The organism is Paenibacillus ihuae (assembly GCF_001368795.1).
In the GTDB taxonomy this organism is placed as follows: Bacteria; Bacillota; Bacilli; order Paenibacillales; family Paenibacillaceae; genus Paenibacillus_AQ; species Paenibacillus_AQ ihuae.
The window spans coordinates 709,321-727,384 of sequence record NZ_LN831198.1 but is presented as its reverse complement, the minus strand read 5'-3'; the positions used below and the strand labels follow the sequence as shown (position 1 = coordinate 727,384).

Below are 18,064 nucleotides of genomic sequence, written 5' to 3'. Positions count from 1 at the left end.
CGGAAGTCGGGTAGGCCAGCTGTTATTTGCTTCTAAATCCAATTTTGCCGGACCCATGAGAGCAGGCGGAGATCCTGGCCGTGACCGCCGATGACAGACAGTCCCAGCGGCAGTCCGCCGGGTCCATAAACCGGCAGCGTGATTTGCGGCAGTCCCGCCAGACCGGCAATGCAGCAGAGCATCATGGCTCCGCTGCGGTTCAGTTCCAGCTGCTGCAGATCACCGCCGCGCAGCGGCGCCGGTCCGGGAACGGTCGGGATGACCAGACATCCGTCTTCCCCAAGCAGATCCCGCAGCCTGGCCGTGATCTCCTGGCGCAGCGACTCGGACCGGGTGTGATCTTCCCCGGCAATGGCTGCCGCCCAAGTGAAGCGTGCGGCAATGTCCGGTCCAAAGACCGGCTGCTCCTGTTCAATCCACGCTCCATGGGTGGCCCAGATTTCTGTACCCTGCAGCTCCCTGAACACATCCATCCAGGTTTTCAGGCCTTCCGCTGAAATAACCGTTTCCAGCGTTTCATCTGCTCCCGCCTGCAGCCGGCGGAGGCCTTGCTCAAGGAATTCGGAGCTCCCCGCTTCTGCCAGGGCCCAGCAATCTGCAGGGATGTACAGCTTGCTCATTCTGTCACTGTTCTGCTGTAATGGCAGCCGCTCCTTACGGAGCAGCACCTTGCCTATCCGCAGCAGCAATTCCGGGCTGTCCGCCATCCAGCCCACCGTGTCAAACCCAGGTGCCAGCGGAATCACCCCGTCCATCTCCACCGCACCATGCGTCGGCCGAAAGCCATACACCCCGCAATAAGACGAGGGAACACGGATTGAACCGCCCGTGTCCGTGCCAAGCGCGAAGTCTGCTTCGCCGGAGGCTACCGCCACTGCCGAGCCGCTCGAGGAACCGCCGGGTATCCGTCCAGGCCCGCGCGGGTTAAGCGGTGTGCCGTAGTGATGATTCTCACCGCCCAGACTATACATCAGCTCATCCGTATGGGCGGCTCCGCGTAAGGACGCTCCGGCCTCCAGCAGTTTAAGCACCGCCGCCGCATGGTTAGCAGATGGTTTATGGGTGCGCAGCCAGTCGGGATTACCGGCGGAAGAGCTGTGCCCGGCTACGGAGAACACATCCTTTACAGCAAAACTAAGACCTTCTAACACGCCCAGTTTCCGGCCGGTTACTTCAAGCTCCGGGACAATGAAAGCGCCATGTTGATTATTAAGGATCATCTCTTCCTCTCCTTTCCTCCCGGACCGAACAGGGAAGTGATTCGTTTGCCGCAGCAATGCCCTACCAGCCAATGGCTGCACCATCGCAGCGCGGATCAGTACCGCCGCTGCGGTAGCCGTTGCCGTCTATGGCGATGGCATGCGCATGGCCCATGATGCCGTCATATTCTCCGGCCTGCCGGACAATATGGCCGGCTGCGGCCAGGTCATCAAGCACATGCTGCCCTACGCGCTTCTCCACTCTCAGCTCCTGCGTCGGTTCTCCCCAGGTTCTGCCCCACACGAATCGCGGTGCTTTCACCGCCTCCTGCGGATTCATGCCGTAATGCAGCATCCGTGTCAGCAGCATCGTCTGGGTCTGCGGCTGCCCTTCTCCGCCTTGTGTGCCATAGAGAAAGGCGGGTTTGCCATCCTTACAGGCCATGGCCGGCATAAGCGTGTGAAACGTACGCTTATGCGGCTCCAGCGTATTGATATGTGCAGGATCGAGCGAGAAGAAGGAGCCGCGGTTTTGCAGCAGAATTCCCGTCTCTCCAGCCACAGCACCTGATCCGAATTCAAAATAAAGGCTTTGTATGAACGACACCGCATTACCCTCGCCGTCCACTACAGCGGCATAGGCCGTATCCCGGCCAATCGGCTCGCTGCCCAGCGCTGCAGCCCGCTGCATGGAGATGGATGCCGCGAGCTGCCCGGCATACTGCTTATCCAGCAGCTGGTCCAGCGGGACCGGGCGGAATGCCGGATCGGTAAGCACCTGATCCCGGTCGCGGAAGCTGAGCTTCAAAGCCTCCGCCAGCAGGTGATAATACTCGTAGGAACCCTGTTCGATATTCCCGAAATCAAAGTGCTCCAGGATATTCAGGGCCATCAGTGCCGCAAAGCCCTGTGAGTTGGGCGGCGCCTGATAAACGGTATGCCCGTGATAATCGGTGGAGACGGGGTCCACCCATTCCCCGTGATGATCGGCAAAATCATCACGGGTGAGATACCCGCCGGCGGCATGCATATAATTGGCTATATCCTGCGCAATCCCCCCCTTATAGAAGGCGTCGCGTCCGCCTGCCGCAAGCAGACGCAGCGTCCCGGCCAGCTGCGTCTGCACGAACTTCCCGTGGACAGCCGGAGGCCGTCCGCCGGGAAGATAGATCGCCGCCGCCTCGGGCGTCAGCGCGGCTCCGGCTAAGATACTGTTGCCGTACTGATCCGGCGACAGCGGAAACCCTGCGGAGGCGTAGCCGATCGCCGGCTCCAGCACCTCCGCGAAGGTCAGGCGGCCATACTGGCGCTGGACCGCCTCCCAGCTGTCCGCCATTCCGGGCACCGTAATGGCGCTGCGGATACCCCGCCGGGGAATCGCCGCTTCCCCGGCGTAACGGTCCCTGCGGACACCGTAGCCGGATCGTCCGCTGCCGTTGTAGGCCCGGACGCGCCCTTCGCCGGCACTGTAAGTGAGCCAAAAGGCATCGCCGCCAAGCCCGGTCATATGCGGATAGACTACGGCGAGCGCAGCGCTGACCGCTACCGCCGCATCAAAAGCATTGCCCCCTTTTTGCAGGATTCCCGCCCCGGCTGCGGAAGCTAAGTAATGGGGGCTGACCACCATTGTTTTTGTGCCGATTACTGGCCCTGTCGTCATGCGCCCATCTCCATTTCCAAAAACGCTTAAGGTTAGTGTCATTTAACCGTACAGCAAATTCCCCTGTCAATGTGTTAAGGGCAAACTCAAATTCAACCGGCCTGTTTTTGTGAGCCATGCACAAAGATTAGTGCAAATACGGTATGTGCAGTAGTTGCCTTCATACCAGTTGTTATAGAATGAGTCAAACTCAAACTCTGGCTAAGCTTATAAACTTTTAGGGGGAGTCCCGTGAAATCAACCAATAATGAATATGTGCAAATTGCCGTGGCCATGTGCAGAACGGGTATTCTCGGCTACGGCGGGGGGCCGTCCGTCATTCCGCTGATCCGGCATGATGCCGTAACCCGATACGGCTGGCTGACGGACGACGAGTTCGGGGAGACGCTGGCCATCGCTAACGCCTTGCCGGGGCCGATCGCCACCAAGATGGCCGCATATCTCGGATATAAGCTTAAGGGATCCGGGGGGCGCTGCTCTCCGTGCTGGCGCATATCCTGCCCAGCTGCATCGCGATGATTGCACTGCTCTCCGCCGTCAATTACTTAAGCGGCTCCAAAGTCGTGGCGGGTATGATCGCGGCCGTCTCACCCGTCATCGCGGTAATGCTCGGAATGATGGCTTACGAATTCGCACAAAAAGCGTTCAAAGGGCTCGGGAAGTGGATTGGAGCTGCCTTCCTGGTTCTGGCGCTGGTGCTGCTTGAAGTACTGCATCTGCATCCTGCCATTGTTATCGTGCTCTATCTCGCTTATGGAACGGTTCACTACCGGATACTCGCGAGGAAAAATAAGAAGGGAGGGACCGCCTAAATGGAATGGCTAGAACTGATTTTCGGATTTTTCATGGCTAATCTGCTGGGTTATGGCGGCGGCCCCTCCTCCATTCCGCTGATGTACGAGGAAATTGTCCCGCACTACGGCTGGCTCACCGACGAGCAATTTTCTAATATGCTGGCGCTTGGCAATGCCCTGCCCGGTCCGATTGCCACCAAAATCGCCGCTTACGTCGGCTATGATGTCTTAGGCTGGATAGGAGTCATTGTTTCGCTACTGGCTACCGTTCTCCCCTCTGCCGCTGCACTGATCATCCTGCTTCAAGTCATGCAGAAATATAAGCAATCCCCTGTCGTAAAAGGGATGACTCTGCTTGTACAGCCGGTAATCGCCGTTATGATGACTGTGCTTACGATTCAAATGGCTAAGAGTCCGGCAGAAGCCATCGGGATCTGGCAGACTCTAATCATTGCCGTAATTGCTTTTGCCGCTATGAAGTGGCTGAAGCTGCATCCTGCACTTGTGATTGTTGCCGCTTTTGCCTATGGGGGGTTCGTACTTTCGCATACCGTCTAGCTACCCCGCAGAAACGTCGGGCCCTTATTTCAAAATATACTGTGACAGCACCGCCTGCACCTCATAGATATTGACTGATTTATTGAATGTCTTCTTGAGCGGGAGGGCACTGCCGGATACATAAAGACACAGCTCCGCATCCAGATCAAAGTGGCCCGCAGTTTCCACGGAATAATGGGAAATGCTCTTATAGGGTATGGAGTGGTACTGTGTCTTCTTGCCGGTTACGCCCTGTTTATCGACGAGGATCAGCCGTTTATCCGTAAAAATAAACATATCCCTGATCAGCTTATAAGCCCGTTCGATCTTCTCCTGAGGGGCAAGAATCCGCGCATACTCCCGCTGTACATCGGCAAGCTCAACCTGGGTTGCATTACCCAGGAGACCGTTAAAAATCGCCATAGTCTCTCCTCTTTCCCGTGTCAAAAATTTGGGCGGCCAGCACCGCTCCCTAACATCCTACTTGTGCGGCCGGAGTTATATGCGGTAAAAAATCCCTTTTGCCCTTGCATATTCTGCCGATATTGGTTAAACTAATTTTAAATTTGTTACGAAGGAGGTGTGGAGGAATGGATCGCAATTGGACCAACAGTGTTATTAGCCGGCTGCCTATCGCTATGGCTGGCATCGTTCATGTAAATGCCGACAACGGGAGAAGTCTGTCCATTTACAAGAATTTAATAACACTAAACCATTGTGAAATGCCTTTCCAGCCACACTTCAACGGATAAACGAGACCGGAGAACTGTTCAAGGCCGCGGGGAAATTTCCTCGCGGCCTTTTTATGTTCTTTTCCGGCCCCCATCCTGATCAAGCGGCTCAGGGCATTCTAAAAAGGAGAATTCACATGATCATCTCATGTCAAAACGTTCAAAAATACCACGGTGCCCAGCTCGTACTGAGTGACATCACCTTCGATATCCGCCAGGGCGAGAAGATCGGCCTGATCGGCCGCAACGGCTGCGGCAAAACCACCCTCTTCCGCCTGCTTAGCGGAGAAGAACGCCCGGATCAAGGACAAATATCCATCCGCCGGGGCAGCATTGTCGGCCTGCTCGCACAGATCCAAGAAGCCGACGCTCAGGAAACTGTCTATGCCGTTCTGCAGCGCAGCTTTGCCGAACCTCTCGCGTGGCAGAGCCGGCTGCGGGAGCTGGAGCAGCAAATGTCCGGGCCTGGCGCCGGGACTGAGGAAGCTGCCTGGAACAGGCTGCTTAAGGAATACGGCAGCCTGCAGGAGAGATTCGAAGCGGCCGGAGGGTACGAGATTGATTCGTCCATCCAGCGCGTCGCGCAAGGCCTCGGCATCACTGCTTCCCAATATGACCGCGTGTTCGCTTCCCTCTCCGGCGGCGAGAAAACAAAGGTCGGTCTGGCTGAGCTGCTGCTGCGCCGACCCGACGTTCTGCTGCTAGACGAGCCGACCAATCACCTGGACATGGAGGCTATCGAATGGCTGGAGCAGTACCTCCAGAACTATGATGGCACCGTACTGGCCATTTCCCATGACCGCTATTTCCTCGATGCCGTCGTCAGGAAGGTGGTTGAAATTGAAGACGGTGAAGCCATTACCTACCACACTAATTACAGTGGTTATCAAGTAGAGAAGGAAGCCCGTCTGCTTCAGCAGTTCGCCGATTATCAGGAGCAGCAAAAGAAAATCAAACAGATGCAGGAAAGCATCAAGCGGCTGATCGAATGGGGCAACCGCTCCAATCCGCCGAATCCTTCCTTTCACCGCCGGGCCGCCTCGATGCAAAAGGCGCTCGACCGGATGGTCAAGGTCAAACGTCCGGTTCTGGAGCGCAAAGCGATGGATCTGCAGCTGCAGCAGGATGACCGGACAGGCAATCAGGTCGTTATCCTGGACCAGATCAGTAAAGGCTATGGCAGCCGCGTCCTCTTCAGAGGAGCCAGCGATATCCTGAGATACGGAGAAACCACCGCACTCATCGGAGGTAACGGCGCCGGCAAAAGCACATTGCTGCGGATGATTCTCGGCCAGGAGGCCCCGGACAGCGGAAGCTGTACACTGGGATCACGGGCGGCTGTAGGTTATCTCGCCCAGGAAGCCGTTCCTGAGGACGGCAAACTGTCTGTACTGCGTTATTTCCGCGAAGAGGCGGGTCTGGAGGAAGGCGAAGCCCGCGGACAGCTTGCCCGCTTCCTCTTCTACGGCAGTGATGTGTTTAAGGACATCACCAATCTTTCCGGCGGAGAATGGACGCGGCTGCGCTTCGCGGTGCTGATGCACCGCCGTCCGAACCTGCTCATCCTTGATGAGCCGACCAATCATCTCGATATTGATTCCCGCGAGGCGCTGGAAGAGGCGCTGGAGGAATTCCCCGGCACCGTGCTGGCCGTTTCCCATGACCGCTATTTCATCAACCGCTGCTTCGGCAAACTGTGGTCGATTGAAGACGGCCGGTTCTATGCATTCTCCGGGAATTATGAATATTACAAGGAGAAACAGGCCGAGAAAGCCGCTGCCCGCTCATCAGAGGCAGTGGCTGTCGGTTCAAAAGACGGCGCCCCGCTGAAAAGTGATTCCTCACGAAGCCGCAGCTCCGCTCCTCCCGCTTCCTCCCGCAAACCGCTTGCTGCGGTCATTTGGGAGGATGAGATCGCCGCAGCCGAAGATCGGGTGAGCCGGATAGATGCAGAGATGCTTGAGCCATCCATCGCCAGCGATGCGCTGAAGCTGGCTGAGCTTCAGCGCTCGCGGGATGCCGCGCAGGTCCAGCTGGATGACTTATATGCAGCCTGGATGAACGAAACGGAAATGAATTGAGAGGCAAAGGTGGACAGAATGACAGAAAACACAGCTATAGCAGACTACTGGAACGCATATGTAGAAGGGCACCCGGAGGCAAAGGATAAATACGACAGTGCATGGGCCTTCGGTGACAACCCCCGGCTGGCAGACGAGCTCCTGGAGCTGGTACTGCAAGGAATTAAGACGGGGACCGCTTCCAATAAGATACTGTTCGAAAAGCAGGGATTAAGCCTGCCTTTTATCGGCGGCCATTCCATCCTGCTGGATGGAGACGGCGCACCGAGGGCAATCATCGAAACAGCGCATATCGAGACCGTCCCTTTTAATGAAGTGACTGCGGAATTCGCTTATTCCGAGGGTGAAGATGACCGTTCACTGGAATCGTGGCGTCATGAGCACGAGGTGTATTTTACAAGAGAATTCAATCGCTACGGCATGCCTTTCGACCCTACTATGAAAGTAGTGTGTGAGAACTTCCGTCTGGTGCATGTGAAGCAAGTGCCGTAACCTGAAGCAAAACGGCTGTGCCATCCTTAAACAGGGGCACAGCCGTTTTTGTGGAAGCAATATATGCAGCGAACTAAAAAGGCCGCTTCTTCCGTGGCGGAGAGGCAGCCTTCATTGTATAGTTGCAATTCATGTAGGATGTAATTCTTCGGGTGCTGTTTACCGCGAGATTCCCGTGATCCAGCCGAATACTGAGATCCATAAGGGAATGCTGATCAGAATACCCCATACCAGTCCCGTAGCAATATTGCCTTCGGCAGGACGTGTTACACTCTCCTGTGTAAGCGGAAGTCTTAACTCTTCTTGTTCCATGCGATCCCCTCCTAAAATATCTTATCGTCACAGTAGAGGAAAAAATGTAGACCGCCCGGCCCAAAAAGTTATGTTTCCGGATAATTTTTTAGATATAAAGGCTCAGCGGATGTTTTTTGTAAAGGCTTTCATAATTATTATTAACCAGTTTTTGCCTAATTAAAACTTATATTTCACTTTGTCATACATTATATGCACTTTCCTAGTCCAATATGACTGGCTTTTCAGGATTTTTTAAGAATTCGAACAGCATCTTGATCTGCTTTTCCGTATTCCGTTCCTGGGACAGCTCAGGCAGTTCATCTTCACCAAAAAAGCCGACTCCATTAGTTTCTACACCTTCCGATGCTTCTCCTCCTGTAATCCGGCACAGAATAAAAAATTTGTATACATGATACGGCTCCGGCGGGTGATTATGGAACTTTTTGTCCAGCACAGCGAGCAGCCGAACCGCTTCAGCCTGATAACCCGACTCTTCGGCGATCTCCTTGACCGCCACCTCACTCGGCGACAGCCCGATATCCCCCCAACCCCCGGGAAGCGCCCAGTTACCGTCGAGCTTCTCGCGGACCAGCAAAATTTTCCCGTCCTGAAAAATAACACCGCGGATATCCACCTTCGGTGTACAGTATCCTTCCTCCTCTGCAAAAGCTAGCCGGATCTTCTCCTTGCTCTCAAACGTATAATTCGCCAGAATATCTACGCTAAGCTCACGCAGCGCCTGATACCGCTCAATATCGTAAACATCCTTGGCGTATGTAAGACCCGTCTGGGCAATGGCCTGAATTTCCTTGGCCCAGGTCAACCATTTCGCTTCCATCACAGCAGCGCCTCCACTCAAATTTTTATATTTCTGCGGATGAATAAGTTATCTGCAAAGCATCAAATGACGGGAGAACAGGCCTTTTTTGGCCACACAGCGGTCTATAATTTCAAACCCGGCAGCTGCGATCATTTCGTCCATCGCTTCAATGGCTACAATGACAACCCGGTCAGCAATTCTGCGGGCATTAACCAGGATATCAAACTGCTCTTCAGGCGTGATGCTCGAGTACAAATTATAAGGCATGTCCACAACCGCTGCATCGTAATGCTCCGTTATGTCGGCGATATCACCCAGGGTGACCTCACTTTCAAAGCCGAAATGGGCAATATTCGTCCGTGCTCCCGCCGCTATGAAGGGATTAATGTCACGTCCGACAATATCAATTCCCATAGACAGCGCTTCGACCATTACCGTTCCGATGCCGCAGCAAGGATCAATAGCTCTGATACCGGCCGGCTGCGGCACAGCCATGTTGACTGCTGCCCGGGCCACGCGCGTACTGAGCGCAATGGAGTAACTGCGCGGTTTCTTCATCTGGCGGAACCAGGTCGCTTGGTTCTTATGATAGGTCCCAAAGTACCAGCGGCCGCCCAGCGTTACAATACCGTACACTAGCTCCGGACGGTTTACATCCGCCTCTCCCTCGATGCGCAGGCCGATTTCCCGTTCAATTACTCTGCGTTCATCGTACTCTATTTTGTCCTCCGGGGACAGATCATTGGTCTTCACAAAAATCACCTTAAAGGTCTTTCCGTCCACTTCTACCTGTTCTGTCTGCTTATAAATTTCCGGCAGGCTGTCTCCGGCGTACATTACATCAATCCGTTCCTTGATAAACGGACTGCGGCTGACTTCTACATTAATACTGCTGGCGAAGATGCCAGGAGGAATTGTTTGGCCAAACAAACAGCGCAGCTCCATCCCGCATAAATCCAGCTCGTCCCCCGAACAGGCATATGTATAAATATAAGCGGGAATCTCTCCCGTCTGAACTTGGTTCATTTCATGCTCCAAACCTGATTGTGAATTCGCTGACACTATTATTCCGCTCCTATCGCTTCCGCCGCTGGCGGCGCTGTTGTTTCTTCCAGACCTTCTGCCGTTAAGGCATCCTCTTGCCTGCTGTCATAGCTTATACGCGCACTGGTAATTTCTTCACGATTCCCGTTTACCCATCCGACCAGAGATGTCAGCGGCTGCAGCAGGGACTCTCCCAGCGCGGTTAGACCGTATTCAACGGTTAGGGGGACCGTGGGTGTTGCTTTCCTCCAGACCATGCCATCGCGCTCCAGATAGCGGAGGGTCTGGGTCAGCATCCGCTGTGAGATTCCACCGGAGCGCCGCTGCAGCTCCTTGAACCGCAAGGGCCCGGAACCGAGATTGACGATGATGAGCACACTCCATTTATCGCCGACCCGGTCTAGAATCTGCCGGGCAATGGTACAATCCTCCAGCAGCGGCTGCAGCCGGTCTTGCGCAGTGAATGATCGGTCCATAATGGTTACCTCCATGTAACCTAAGCATTTAATAGTGCCTTCTTGCGCCATAGGTCAGTTAAGTCTAGCATGGTTACTGAACGTAATCAACAACCGGAAGGGAACTGGGGAAATATGAAAATAATCACAATGCGGGAGGACACATCATTGCAAGTTGTAACCCCGGCAACGATCAACTGGTAAGCCGAACCATCAATCCTTTTGATCCATAGTGAGTTCTCCAGTATAATGGATGCATTACACTGCCAAACTAGCCAGTGGTCAATTAGCGGGCAGATTCAGGATTTGAATTTAACTGAATGGTTTAGCGCAGCGAAACTCCAAGGAGGTACATATTCACTATGACTTATGAACAATATTTCCAGGCTGAGCGCGAAGCTCAGCTCTCTGAATTGAAGGAATGGCTGGCCATTCCCAGTATTTCTGCCCTTTCTGTGCATAAACAGGATGTCAACTCGGCAGCCCATTGGCTGACTGAGACCCTGAAACGCGCCGGACTGGAGAATATTGAAATCCATCCTACTGCGGGCCATCCCGTGATATATGCCGACTATCTGCATGCTCCAGGGAAGCCGACTATTCTTGTCTACGGCCACTATGATGTTCAGCCGGTAGATCCGCTACACCTGTGGACAACACCTCCGTTCGAACCGGAAATCCGCGACGGCAAGCTCTATGCACGCGGAGCTACTGACGATAAAGGCCAGGTATTCATGCACATCAAAGCCATCGAAGCTATCCTTAAGCAGGAAGGCACACTGCCGGTCAATATCAAGCTGTGCATCGAAGGCGAAGAAGAAATCGGCAGCGTAAATCTGCCGCCGTTCCTGGAAGCAAGCAAGGATAAGCTGGCAGCGGATGCGGTACTCGTCTCCGACACTGCCCTCCTGGAACGCGGGCGCCCGGCGATCTGCACCGGTCTTCGCGGCCTCTGCTCCCTTGAAGTCAGCGTCCATACGGCTTCCACCGATTTGCACTCCGGCTCTTACGGCGGTGGGGTACCCAATGCGCTTCACGCACTAGTCTCATTGCTCAGCTCGCTTCATGATGACAAAGGCCGCGTAGCTGTTGAAGGCTTCTACCAGGGCGTGCCTGAGCTCTCCCCGCTGCTGCGTGAAGAGTTCGCCAAACAGGGTGTGAATGAAGAGAAGATCAGAGAATCCCTCGGCCTCGATCAGTTGTACGGTGAAGAAGGCTACAGCTTTGTTGAGCGGGTCGGCGCGCGTCCGACGCTTGAGCTTAACGGTGTCTACGGCGGCTTCCAGGGGGAAGGCAGCAAAACCGTCATTCCAAAGGAAGCTCATGCCAAGATTACCTGCCGCCTGGTCGGCGACCAGGATCCGCAGCATATTCTGGATGCTGTGGAAGCTCATCTAAATACCAATATCCAGGCAGGGGCAAAGGTACAGGTGAAGCAGATGGAAAAAGCGCGCGCCTTCAACATTGATCCGTCGAACCCGATTCTGCAGACGGCTGCAGATGCTTTTGGCAAAGTATACGGGACCCGCGCCCTCTTCACCAAAGACGGCGGATCGATCCCGATTATGGAGAGCTTCTCCCGCATTCTGAAGGCACCGGTTGTCCTGATGGGCTTTGGTCTTGATGACGAGAACCTGCACGCTCCGGATGAGCACTTCAACCTGGAGAACTTTGATAAGGGCCTGCTTACAATTGTCGAGTTCCTGAAGACGGTATAAGCAAGACCGCTAGGTATTCGTGACTTGATATATGCAGTAATAAAGCCAGGCTCCCGGGGTATTCCGAGAGCCTAGCTTTTTTGTGTTTCTATTCACTCTATATTCAGCATAAGTTTCCATGCTTGTTCAATCTTTTGAACTCCAGCCTGAACAGATTGTTTGCCAAGTAAAATATCCGTGAGATTAGGAGTGAAATCGTTAAACATCTGGGAGCCTTCCGGAATTAGAGGCCTTGCTTTTGCTACATCTACCTGATCCTTAAATCCCTGGATAATGGGATCATCAGCCAACTTTTGATTTTGATAGACACTGGTCTGTGTAGGCAATGTTCTAAGTCTTTCCGACTGGAGCAGCTGGGTTTCTTCACTAGTTAGATATTTAATGACTTCGTAAGCTTCTTCCGGATAATCACTGTACTTCGAAACTACGAAGCTATGTCCACCTATTGGAGAGCCTTGCCCGTTTGGTCCTGCCGGAATCTGAGCAATACCAAGATTATCTGCGTCCTTGAATTCGCTCCCTTCCAGAATTTCCAGAACAGCCCAGGGTCCATTGATAATCATTGCTGATTTCCCCTCTGTGAAATCCTGCATCATTCTGCTATAAGAATCACTGAAATCAGGATACTTCTGAGTGGCCCCTTCTTGTTTTAATTGAAGCATAAAGGATAAGGCACTAATTGAATTATCAGACGTAAGTTCGATTTTTTTATCATCTGTTATTGTGCTTCCGCCAAAAGCCCATAGGTAAGGCAATGCATAATAAGAATCATTATTTAAATAGACTCCATAGCGATCTTTAGATGAAACTTTCTTGGCGATCTGCAGCAATTCGTCCATAGTAGCTGGAGGTGAACTATATCCAGCTTCATGTAATATCCGTTTATTATAAAGAAGTGCCGGCGCTTCTAACACAGAAGGCAAACCATAAAGGCTCCCTTGATACTCGTTTGATTGCAGAGCAGAGGCAACATAACTTGCTCTATCTTTGTCTGATGCTAACTCATCCAGTGGATACAGTAACCCTAAGTCCGCAAATTCCGGTATCCAGCTATTATCTGAGCGAAAGATATCCACCTTTTCGCCACTAAGCAAAGCTGACTTAAACTGGTTTGAAGCAGTACCAAAATCCACCGGTGCAAGCGTCACTTTCACGTTGGGATGTTCTGCATTATACGCATCAATCCGTTGTTGTAAAAAGTCTGTTTGTTCCCCTTTATCCGTAGTCGTCCAAAATGTCAACTCAACTTTATCTGCTGCAGAATTAGCGCAAGCCGAAAGGAGAAGCATCATTAATGCTGAGCCTAAAAGCATATTTAATTTTTTTCTCATTGTTCATTTTCCTTTTTCGCCAATTTGAATTGACCAATCAGGTCACTTAACTCTTCTGCCAGGTTGGCTAAAGCTGAAGATGATGCAGAAATCTCTTCCATCGATGCAAGCTGCTGCTCGGTAGAGGCGGCAACACCATGTGTACCCGATGCATTTTCTTTGGCAATCTGAGATATTTGTTCCATAGTTCCAACCAAGTTCTCTGTATCTTCCTGGATGTATCCCATAGAGCGCGTTACTTCTACAATATCCTTTTGTACTTTCCGGATCAGGTTGAGAATCCCTTCAAAAGAGTTGCCGGCAACTTCAATGAGTTGAATCCCTTTTTGAACTTCTATTGTTCCATGATTCATTTCATTTCTAGCTATACCCGCCTCTTCCTGGATACCGGTAATCAGAGCAGCAATCTGATTAGCTGATTCTTTGGATTGCTCTGAAAGCTTGCGAACCTCTCCTGCTACTACCGCAAAACCTTTTCCGTGCTCACCTGCACGTGCAGCTTCAATACTAGCATTCAAAGCAAGCAGCTCCGTTTGCTTCGTGATCTGCATAATCAGTCGTATAGCCTCTCCAATTTGATTAGCTTGGTTGTTAAAGCCGGATACAATTCTATCTAGCTTAGTATTGCTCTCTTCGATAACACGCACTTGTTGAATGGCATTTACCAGATCCAACTTTCCTTGTATAGCCGTCTCTGAAGTAGTATTTACTGTGTTAAGTACCGTCTGATTATTTGCTGTGATTTGATGAACGTTAGTAGATAATTGTTTGATAATCTGCATATCTTTCTCGACATGATTGGCCTGTTTTTCCGTTCCAGTCGTAAACTCCTGCATAATGGCGGCAATATGCGCAGTAGCACTGCTTGTCTGCTCCGCACTGGATTGTAACTGGGCAGAAGAGGCAGCTACCTGCATGGACACATCACCTGCACTGCTGATCAATGAACGAAGTGATTGAGTCATTGTATTAAATGCCACGGCTAAATCCGTGAGTTCATCTTTCCCTTTAAAATGCAGTTCAGGGACAGATAAGTCTCCTTGTGCAACTGTTATCGCCGAAGTTTTCAATAATCTTATTCTTCGGATTAAATAGTTAGATATTAAAAATGCAATCGTAAGCGAAAGCACAGTCGCTACAGCGGCCATGAGGATATTTACGAATTTGGTTGTTTGGCCGGCCGCTGCGATCTGGTCTTTATATTGTTCTACTTTTAGTTCTTCCTCTTTAGCAAAGGATACAAGCGAGAATGCGACAGGATCGAATGAACGTCTTGTGAATCGGTCTTGTGCATTCGTTAGGTCACCGCTTTCTCTTAAACTCATGATTTCTTCAGTGTTTTTCTGATAAGTATCCCAATGCTGTTCGAATTTTTGGATGCTTTCGGATTCCTTATTTTCAGTAATTGTTTTCATGTACATCAACTTTTTTTTTACAGATGCTACATCTGTATTATATCTGCTCATAAAATTATCCTTTAAATGATCGGGTGCAAGCAAATAATGCGCTCCATCATCATTGGCCATTCTGGCAAATAAATTTAACATTTGAGCATTTTCCAAGCGTTCCTGGGCAAGCATAATATCGTTTGTTAAATGGGTGATGCGCTGTGTCATCGAATTAGATACAGCAACAGTCACCAGCAAAATAATAATAATGGAAGAAAAACTTAAGTATAACTTACTGCGCATCGAAAAAGACAAATAACTTCCTCCACTCATTCATGTAGTTTTATTTGTTTATAATATCGGCAAATGCAACCCTGAAGTTAAGCTGTTTCTACTGGAACAGACCGCACAGGAAATACCCTCTTATAAATAAACATTCATCTGAGGACAAAAAAAAAACTACGTCTGCCCAATTAGCAAACAAATACTTTTTCAAGACGGCTTAAATAAAGATGAGAGTCTTGGCGGAAACGCAGGTGGTTTGTACCTTCGTGAAGCCGGGACTCCCATCCCTTACGCTTTTTTAAGTAATCTTCATACTCCACACGACTGAGCCGTTTTAATAAGTCGTTGCTCGTTAACCACTTTAATTAAGATTTCACGAAGATGGTCGGTATCCGAAGCGCGAAGTAGCGTCAAGTATCGCTCATACAGCCGCTCGCATTTCTCTCGGAGGTCACGACTCCCCGGCGATCCAGCTCCTCATGCAGTTCGGAAAGAGTGTAATGGTGTTTAAATCGGAGTTCACTAACGAGAGCAAGCACGTCGAACCCGTAGGACGTATGTTTCATGACGAGCGCATCCGCTTCGGCAGAACGGTAGTAAGATTTTGGATAGGGGCAATCCGGGTGAGGGCGGGCATAGGCCATATTCCACATATCGAAGATTCCATCAAGGTGTTGACGTATTTATGCCAAGCGGTGTAGTGTCACTTCAGTTTCGTTCCGCAGTGTGGGCATTGCCGAAGTTCACACTCGGGAGAATATTTCCACATGGTTAGTGAAACGGGCAGACGTAGAAAAAAAACCCTTGCATAACAAGGATTTCGGAAGTTAATAATTGGAGCGGGTGATGGGAATCGAACCCACGCTATTAGCTTGGAAGGCTAAAGTTCTACCATTGAACTACACCCGCGAGCGTAAAGTGAAGACAAAAGATATTGTATCATTCCGATGAATAAAATGCAACCCTAATGACTTACCCGCTCCGCTTACAAAGATACTCCCATTAATGGCTTCAGGAATTCCGTTTCAAATTCTGCAGCTATTACCGGTTTGCTGAACAGATAACCTTGGGCTTCATGGCAATGCTGCTGGCGCAAGAAGTTCAGCTGATCTTTATTCTCCACGCCTTCAGCGGTAACCTTCAGCTTCAGGTGATGGGCCATGGAGGTAATCGTAGAGACAATTGCCGCATTATTGCTGTCTTCCATCACTTCAGAGACGAAGGAACGGTCAATCTTCAGCCGGTCAATCGGCATATTCTTCAAATAGTGCAGGGAACTGTAGCCTGTGCCGAAATCATCAATGCTGATGAATACGCCAAGCCGCTTCAAGCGGTTAAGCTGGTCAAAAGCGGTTTCCTTGTCCAAGGTCATGCTTTCCGTTATTTCCAAATCCACATAACAAGGATCCAGACCGATCTCCTGCAGGATGGCATCAATTTTACCGGCCAGATTAGGCTGTAGAAACTGGCGCATGGACAGGTTAATGGATACACAGATCGGGCGGTATCCCGCTGCCTGCCACTCTTTATTTTGCCGGCAGGCTGTTTTCAGTACCCACTCCCCGATGGGAACGATGAGTCCGCTCTCTTCTGCAATCGGAATGAACTCAACAGGTGATACCATCCCCCGTTTTGGATGATTCCAGCGCAGCAGTGCCTCCATCCCGACAATTTCTTCGTTCTCAAGCCGTACCTGCGGCTGATAGACAAGATAGAATTCATCACGCTCCAGTGCCCGGCGCAGATCATTCTCCAGCTTGAGGCGTTCTTTGGCCTTCATCTGCATGGATGGTATATAGCGGCGGATCTCCACGTTTTGCTCTTTGGCATTATGGACAGCCGTATCCGCATTCTGGATCAACTGTTCTGCCGTATCCCCATCACCGGGGTGGATACTCATCCCAAGGCTTAGAGAGATATGATATTCACCGGATTCCAGCTGCACTGGAGTCTCGAACAGCCGCAAAAGCTCTGACGCGCGCACCAGACAGCTCTCTACACCAGTCCGCTCCGTCATCAAGAAGGCAAACTCATCTGCCCCCATACTGAACAGTTCTTCGTTCACCTGAACCTCATTTTGAAACCGCTCCGACACAAGCTGCAGCAGCAGATCGCCGGCGAAATGCCCCAAAGAGTCATTGATATTTTTAAAATGATTAATATTCATAATGACCAGCGCCGAGAATCCACGGCTTTTATCTTGTTCACTCTGCACGATCATTTCTTCCACTCGCTGCATCAGACGCCTTCTATTCGGAAGACCTGTCAAGTCATCGTGATACGCCAAATAGTTAATCCGTGCTTCCGCCTGCTGATTCTCATGGTAAGGTTCATCGATCGTCAGCCGGTACACCCCGGTGAGCATCAGATAATACGATATTCCGCTGCTGAGCATTCCAAAGAGATAATCCATTTCCCCGACGCTTAACAGGTTCATGAAGAATACCTGACTCAAGGCGAAAAAGATCAGGGCACGGATAATAATAAGCAGAGAGGCTGATTTCTCAACCCTGCCCGGGTATACAATAATGCCGACACTAAGCAGATAGACAAACAGCACCGCCATATCCACCAGATGCTTCACCGTGTTTACCCAGGAATAAGCCGGAAATCCCTGAGCAATGGAATGGCTAAAGATCAGAACCGACAGCGAAAGGGCAATCAGTACGAGCGATATACCGAACACCTTTTTTTTACCCGTTACAGAAACAGGCTGGTCTTCCTTACTGAAAATAAACAGGATGCCGAATGCGCTGGCCAGACGCGAGAAGGTAAGCAGCCAAAGGGATTGATCTGCGCTGATAATAGAAGATATTGCAGGAATTCCTACAAAACTTAAGGTGTGTAAAAAATCAAAGATGCATACTCCTAAAAATAAAGCGGAGGTATAAAGTCTTGCTCTGGATAATTTGTCGGAGAAAAACAGCCATCCTTGGGCAAAAATCGCAAAACCAAAAGCTATATTGCAGCAGCCGATAATAAGATAGAGTGCTAGCAGTACATCCTGGTTCTCGATATGACTAAGCGGTGTGCGGAAAATCTGAATTAGAAGGAACAGTGCGGCCCCTATAATCGCCGCTTGGATTGTCTTTCTCTCTTCTTGTCTCATAAGTCCCTCGCGTCTAAAAAATGATATCTAATATATAGATGAATGAATGATTAAAGCCCTACATTTAAATATCGGCTGTACAGTCCTGTAAAGTTACACTCACCACTTATATTTAAAAGAAAAAGC

At 50.9% G+C, this 18,064-nt stretch carries 16 protein-coding genes, 1 tRNA gene and 1 pseudogene; 6 read left to right on the top strand and 12 right to left on the bottom strand.

What is annotated here, in order from left to right:
- Nucleotides 1-32 precede the first annotated feature (32 nt).
- Nucleotides 33-1,220 (bottom strand): amidase, encoded by a 1,188-nt coding sequence (locus AQR02_RS03310; RefSeq protein WP_054939379.1) that lies wholly within the window; start codon nucleotides 1,218-1,220, stop codon nucleotides 33-35.
- Nucleotides 1,221-1,281: 61 nt separating this feature from the next.
- The gene (ggt, locus tag AQR02_RS03305; RefSeq protein ID WP_054939378.1) at nucleotides 1,282-2,859 is read right to left on the bottom strand and encodes a gamma-glutamyltransferase; all 1,578 of its coding nucleotides are present in this window, start codon (nucleotides 2,857-2,859) and stop codon (nucleotides 1,282-1,284) included.
- 231 nt (nucleotides 2,860-3,090) lie between these two features.
- On the opposite strand from ggt, the pseudogene chrB reads away from it, so the two are divergent.
- Nucleotides 3,091-3,671, top strand: a pseudogene (gene chrB / locus AQR02_RS03300) (chromate efflux transporter ChrB).
- Nucleotides 3,672-4,211 carry a chromate efflux transporter ChrA gene (gene chrA, locus AQR02_RS03295; RefSeq protein ID WP_054939377.1) on the top strand — a complete coding sequence of 180 codons (540 nt, stop codon included), beginning with the start codon at nucleotides 3,672-3,674 and terminating at the stop codon, nucleotides 4,209-4,211. It abuts the pseudogene before it with no gap.
- 24 nt (nucleotides 4,212-4,235) lie between these two features.
- Here the strand turns inward: chrA and AQR02_RS03290 are convergent, their stop codons facing one another.
- Complete coding sequence (locus tag AQR02_RS03290; protein ID WP_054939376.1) at nucleotides 4,236-4,613, bottom strand: PH domain-containing protein; 378 nt, start codon at nucleotides 4,611-4,613, stop codon at nucleotides 4,236-4,238.
- A 167-nt stretch (nucleotides 4,614-4,780) separates the two neighbouring features.
- On the opposite strand from AQR02_RS03290, the gene AQR02_RS32770 reads away from it, so the two are divergent.
- The 3 genes from AQR02_RS32770 (at nucleotide 4,781) to AQR02_RS03280 (ending at nucleotide 7,494) form a co-directional block, all read left to right on the top strand.
- Complete coding sequence (locus tag AQR02_RS32770; RefSeq protein ID WP_167347599.1) at nucleotides 4,781-4,942, top strand: hypothetical protein; 162 nt, start codon at nucleotides 4,781-4,783, stop codon at nucleotides 4,940-4,942.
- 116 nt (nucleotides 4,943-5,058) lie between these two features.
- The gene (gene abc-f / locus AQR02_RS03285) at nucleotides 5,059-7,002 is read left to right on the top strand and encodes a ribosomal protection-like ABC-F family protein (protein WP_054939375.1); all 1,944 of its coding nucleotides are present in this window, start codon (nucleotides 5,059-5,061) and stop codon (nucleotides 7,000-7,002) included.
- 18 nt (nucleotides 7,003-7,020) lie between these two features.
- On the top strand, nucleotides 7,021-7,494 hold the full coding sequence (locus AQR02_RS03280; protein WP_054939374.1) for an ASCH domain-containing protein: 474 nt from the start codon (nucleotides 7,021-7,023) through the stop codon (nucleotides 7,492-7,494).
- Between the two features lie 159 nt (nucleotides 7,495-7,653).
- On the opposite strand, the gene AQR02_RS32235 is transcribed toward AQR02_RS03280, so the two are convergent.
- The 4 genes from AQR02_RS32235 to AQR02_RS03265 all read right to left on the bottom strand — a co-directional run bounded on the left by AQR02_RS32235 (nucleotide 7,654) and on the right by AQR02_RS03265 (nucleotide 10,128).
- Entirely contained in the window at nucleotides 7,654-7,806 is a 153-nt protein-coding gene (locus AQR02_RS32235; protein ID WP_159067677.1) for a hypothetical protein, read from the bottom strand.
- A gap of 202 nt (nucleotides 7,807-8,008) precedes the next feature.
- The gene (locus AQR02_RS03275; protein ID WP_054939373.1) at nucleotides 8,009-8,626 is read right to left on the bottom strand and encodes an NUDIX hydrolase; all 618 of its coding nucleotides are present in this window, start codon (nucleotides 8,624-8,626) and stop codon (nucleotides 8,009-8,011) included.
- Between the two features lie 48 nt (nucleotides 8,627-8,674).
- A complete protein-coding gene (locus AQR02_RS03270) occupies nucleotides 8,675-9,634 on the bottom strand; it encodes a TRM11 family SAM-dependent methyltransferase (RefSeq protein ID WP_054941968.1) in 960 nt (319 codons plus the stop codon).
- Between the two features lie 38 nt (nucleotides 9,635-9,672).
- Nucleotides 9,673-10,128: a winged helix-turn-helix transcriptional regulator gene (locus tag AQR02_RS03265; RefSeq protein ID WP_054939372.1), complete on the bottom strand. Its 456-nt coding sequence runs from the start codon at nucleotides 10,126-10,128 to the stop codon at nucleotides 9,673-9,675.
- Between the two features lie 341 nt (nucleotides 10,129-10,469).
- On the opposite strand from AQR02_RS03265, the gene AQR02_RS03260 reads away from it, so the two are divergent.
- On the top strand, nucleotides 10,470-11,825 hold the full coding sequence (locus AQR02_RS03260; RefSeq protein ID WP_054939371.1) for a dipeptidase: 1,356 nt from the start codon (nucleotides 10,470-10,472) through the stop codon (nucleotides 11,823-11,825).
- A 92-nt stretch (nucleotides 11,826-11,917) separates the two neighbouring features.
- Here the strand turns inward: AQR02_RS03260 and AQR02_RS03255 are convergent, their stop codons facing one another.
- From AQR02_RS03255 to AQR02_RS03235, 5 genes are all read right to left on the bottom strand, one after another.
- Entirely contained in the window at nucleotides 11,918-13,156 is a 1,239-nt protein-coding gene (locus AQR02_RS03255; RefSeq protein ID WP_082451610.1) for an extracellular solute-binding protein, read from the bottom strand.
- The gene (locus AQR02_RS03250; RefSeq protein ID WP_054939370.1) at nucleotides 13,153-14,859 is read right to left on the bottom strand and encodes a methyl-accepting chemotaxis protein; all 1,707 of its coding nucleotides are present in this window, start codon (nucleotides 14,857-14,859) and stop codon (nucleotides 13,153-13,155) included. The genes AQR02_RS03255 and AQR02_RS03250 overlap by 4 nt, the downstream gene beginning before the upstream one ends.
- A 380-nt stretch (nucleotides 14,860-15,239) precedes the next feature.
- Complete coding sequence (locus AQR02_RS32230) at nucleotides 15,240-15,395, bottom strand: hypothetical protein (protein ID WP_159067676.1); 156 nt, start codon at nucleotides 15,393-15,395, stop codon at nucleotides 15,240-15,242.
- Between the two features lie 269 nt (nucleotides 15,396-15,664).
- A tRNA-Gly gene (locus AQR02_RS03240) sits at nucleotides 15,665-15,738 on the bottom strand.
- A gap of 76 nt (nucleotides 15,739-15,814) precedes the next feature.
- Nucleotides 15,815-17,938: a putative bifunctional diguanylate cyclase/phosphodiesterase gene (locus AQR02_RS03235; RefSeq protein WP_054939368.1), complete on the bottom strand. Its 2,124-nt coding sequence runs from the start codon at nucleotides 17,936-17,938 to the stop codon at nucleotides 15,815-15,817.
- Nucleotides 17,939-18,064: the final 126 nt, after the last annotated feature.

Bases quoted from the DNA above. Each gene is read 5' to 3' on its own strand.
- AQR02_RS03235 (WP_054939368.1), bottom strand. From the start codon at position 17,938: ATGAGACAAGAAGAGAGAAAGACAATCCAAGCGGCGATTATAGGGGCC.
- AQR02_RS32230 (WP_159067676.1), bottom strand. From the start codon at position 15,395: ATGAAACATACGTCCTACGGGTTCGACGTGCTTGCTCTCGTTAGTGAA.
- AQR02_RS03255 (WP_082451610.1), bottom strand. From the start codon at position 13,156: ATGAGAAAAAAATTAAATATGCTTTTAGGCTCAGCATTAATGATGCTT.
- abc-f (WP_054939375.1), top strand. From the start codon at position 5,059: ATGATCATCTCATGTCAAAACGTTCAAAAATACCACGGTGCCCAGCTC.
- AQR02_RS03290 (WP_054939376.1), bottom strand. From the start codon at position 4,613: ATGGCGATTTTTAACGGTCTCCTGGGTAATGCAACCCAGGTTGAGCTT.
- chrA (WP_054939377.1), top strand. From the start codon at position 3,672: ATGGAATGGCTAGAACTGATTTTCGGATTTTTCATGGCTAATCTGCTG.
- AQR02_RS32770 (WP_167347599.1), top strand. From the start codon at position 4,781: ATGGATCGCAATTGGACCAACAGTGTTATTAGCCGGCTGCCTATCGCT.
- AQR02_RS03260 (WP_054939371.1), top strand. From the start codon at position 10,470: ATGACTTATGAACAATATTTCCAGGCTGAGCGCGAAGCTCAGCTCTCT.
- AQR02_RS03310 (WP_054939379.1), bottom strand. From the start codon at position 1,220: ATGATCCTTAATAATCAACATGGCGCTTTCATTGTCCCGGAGCTTGAA.
- AQR02_RS03270 (WP_054941968.1), bottom strand. From the start codon at position 9,634: ATGAACCAAGTTCAGACGGGAGAGATTCCCGCTTATATTTATACATAT.
- AQR02_RS32235 (WP_159067677.1), bottom strand. From the start codon at position 7,806: ATGGAACAAGAAGAGTTAAGACTTCCGCTTACACAGGAGAGTGTAACA.
- AQR02_RS03265 (WP_054939372.1), bottom strand. From the start codon at position 10,128: ATGGACCGATCATTCACTGCGCAAGACCGGCTGCAGCCGCTGCTGGAG.
- AQR02_RS03275 (WP_054939373.1), bottom strand. From the start codon at position 8,626: ATGGAAGCGAAATGGTTGACCTGGGCCAAGGAAATTCAGGCCATTGCC.
- ggt (WP_054939378.1), bottom strand. From the start codon at position 2,859: ATGACGACAGGGCCAGTAATCGGCACAAAAACAATGGTGGTCAGCCCC.
- AQR02_RS03280 (WP_054939374.1), top strand. From the start codon at position 7,021: ATGACAGAAAACACAGCTATAGCAGACTACTGGAACGCATATGTAGAA.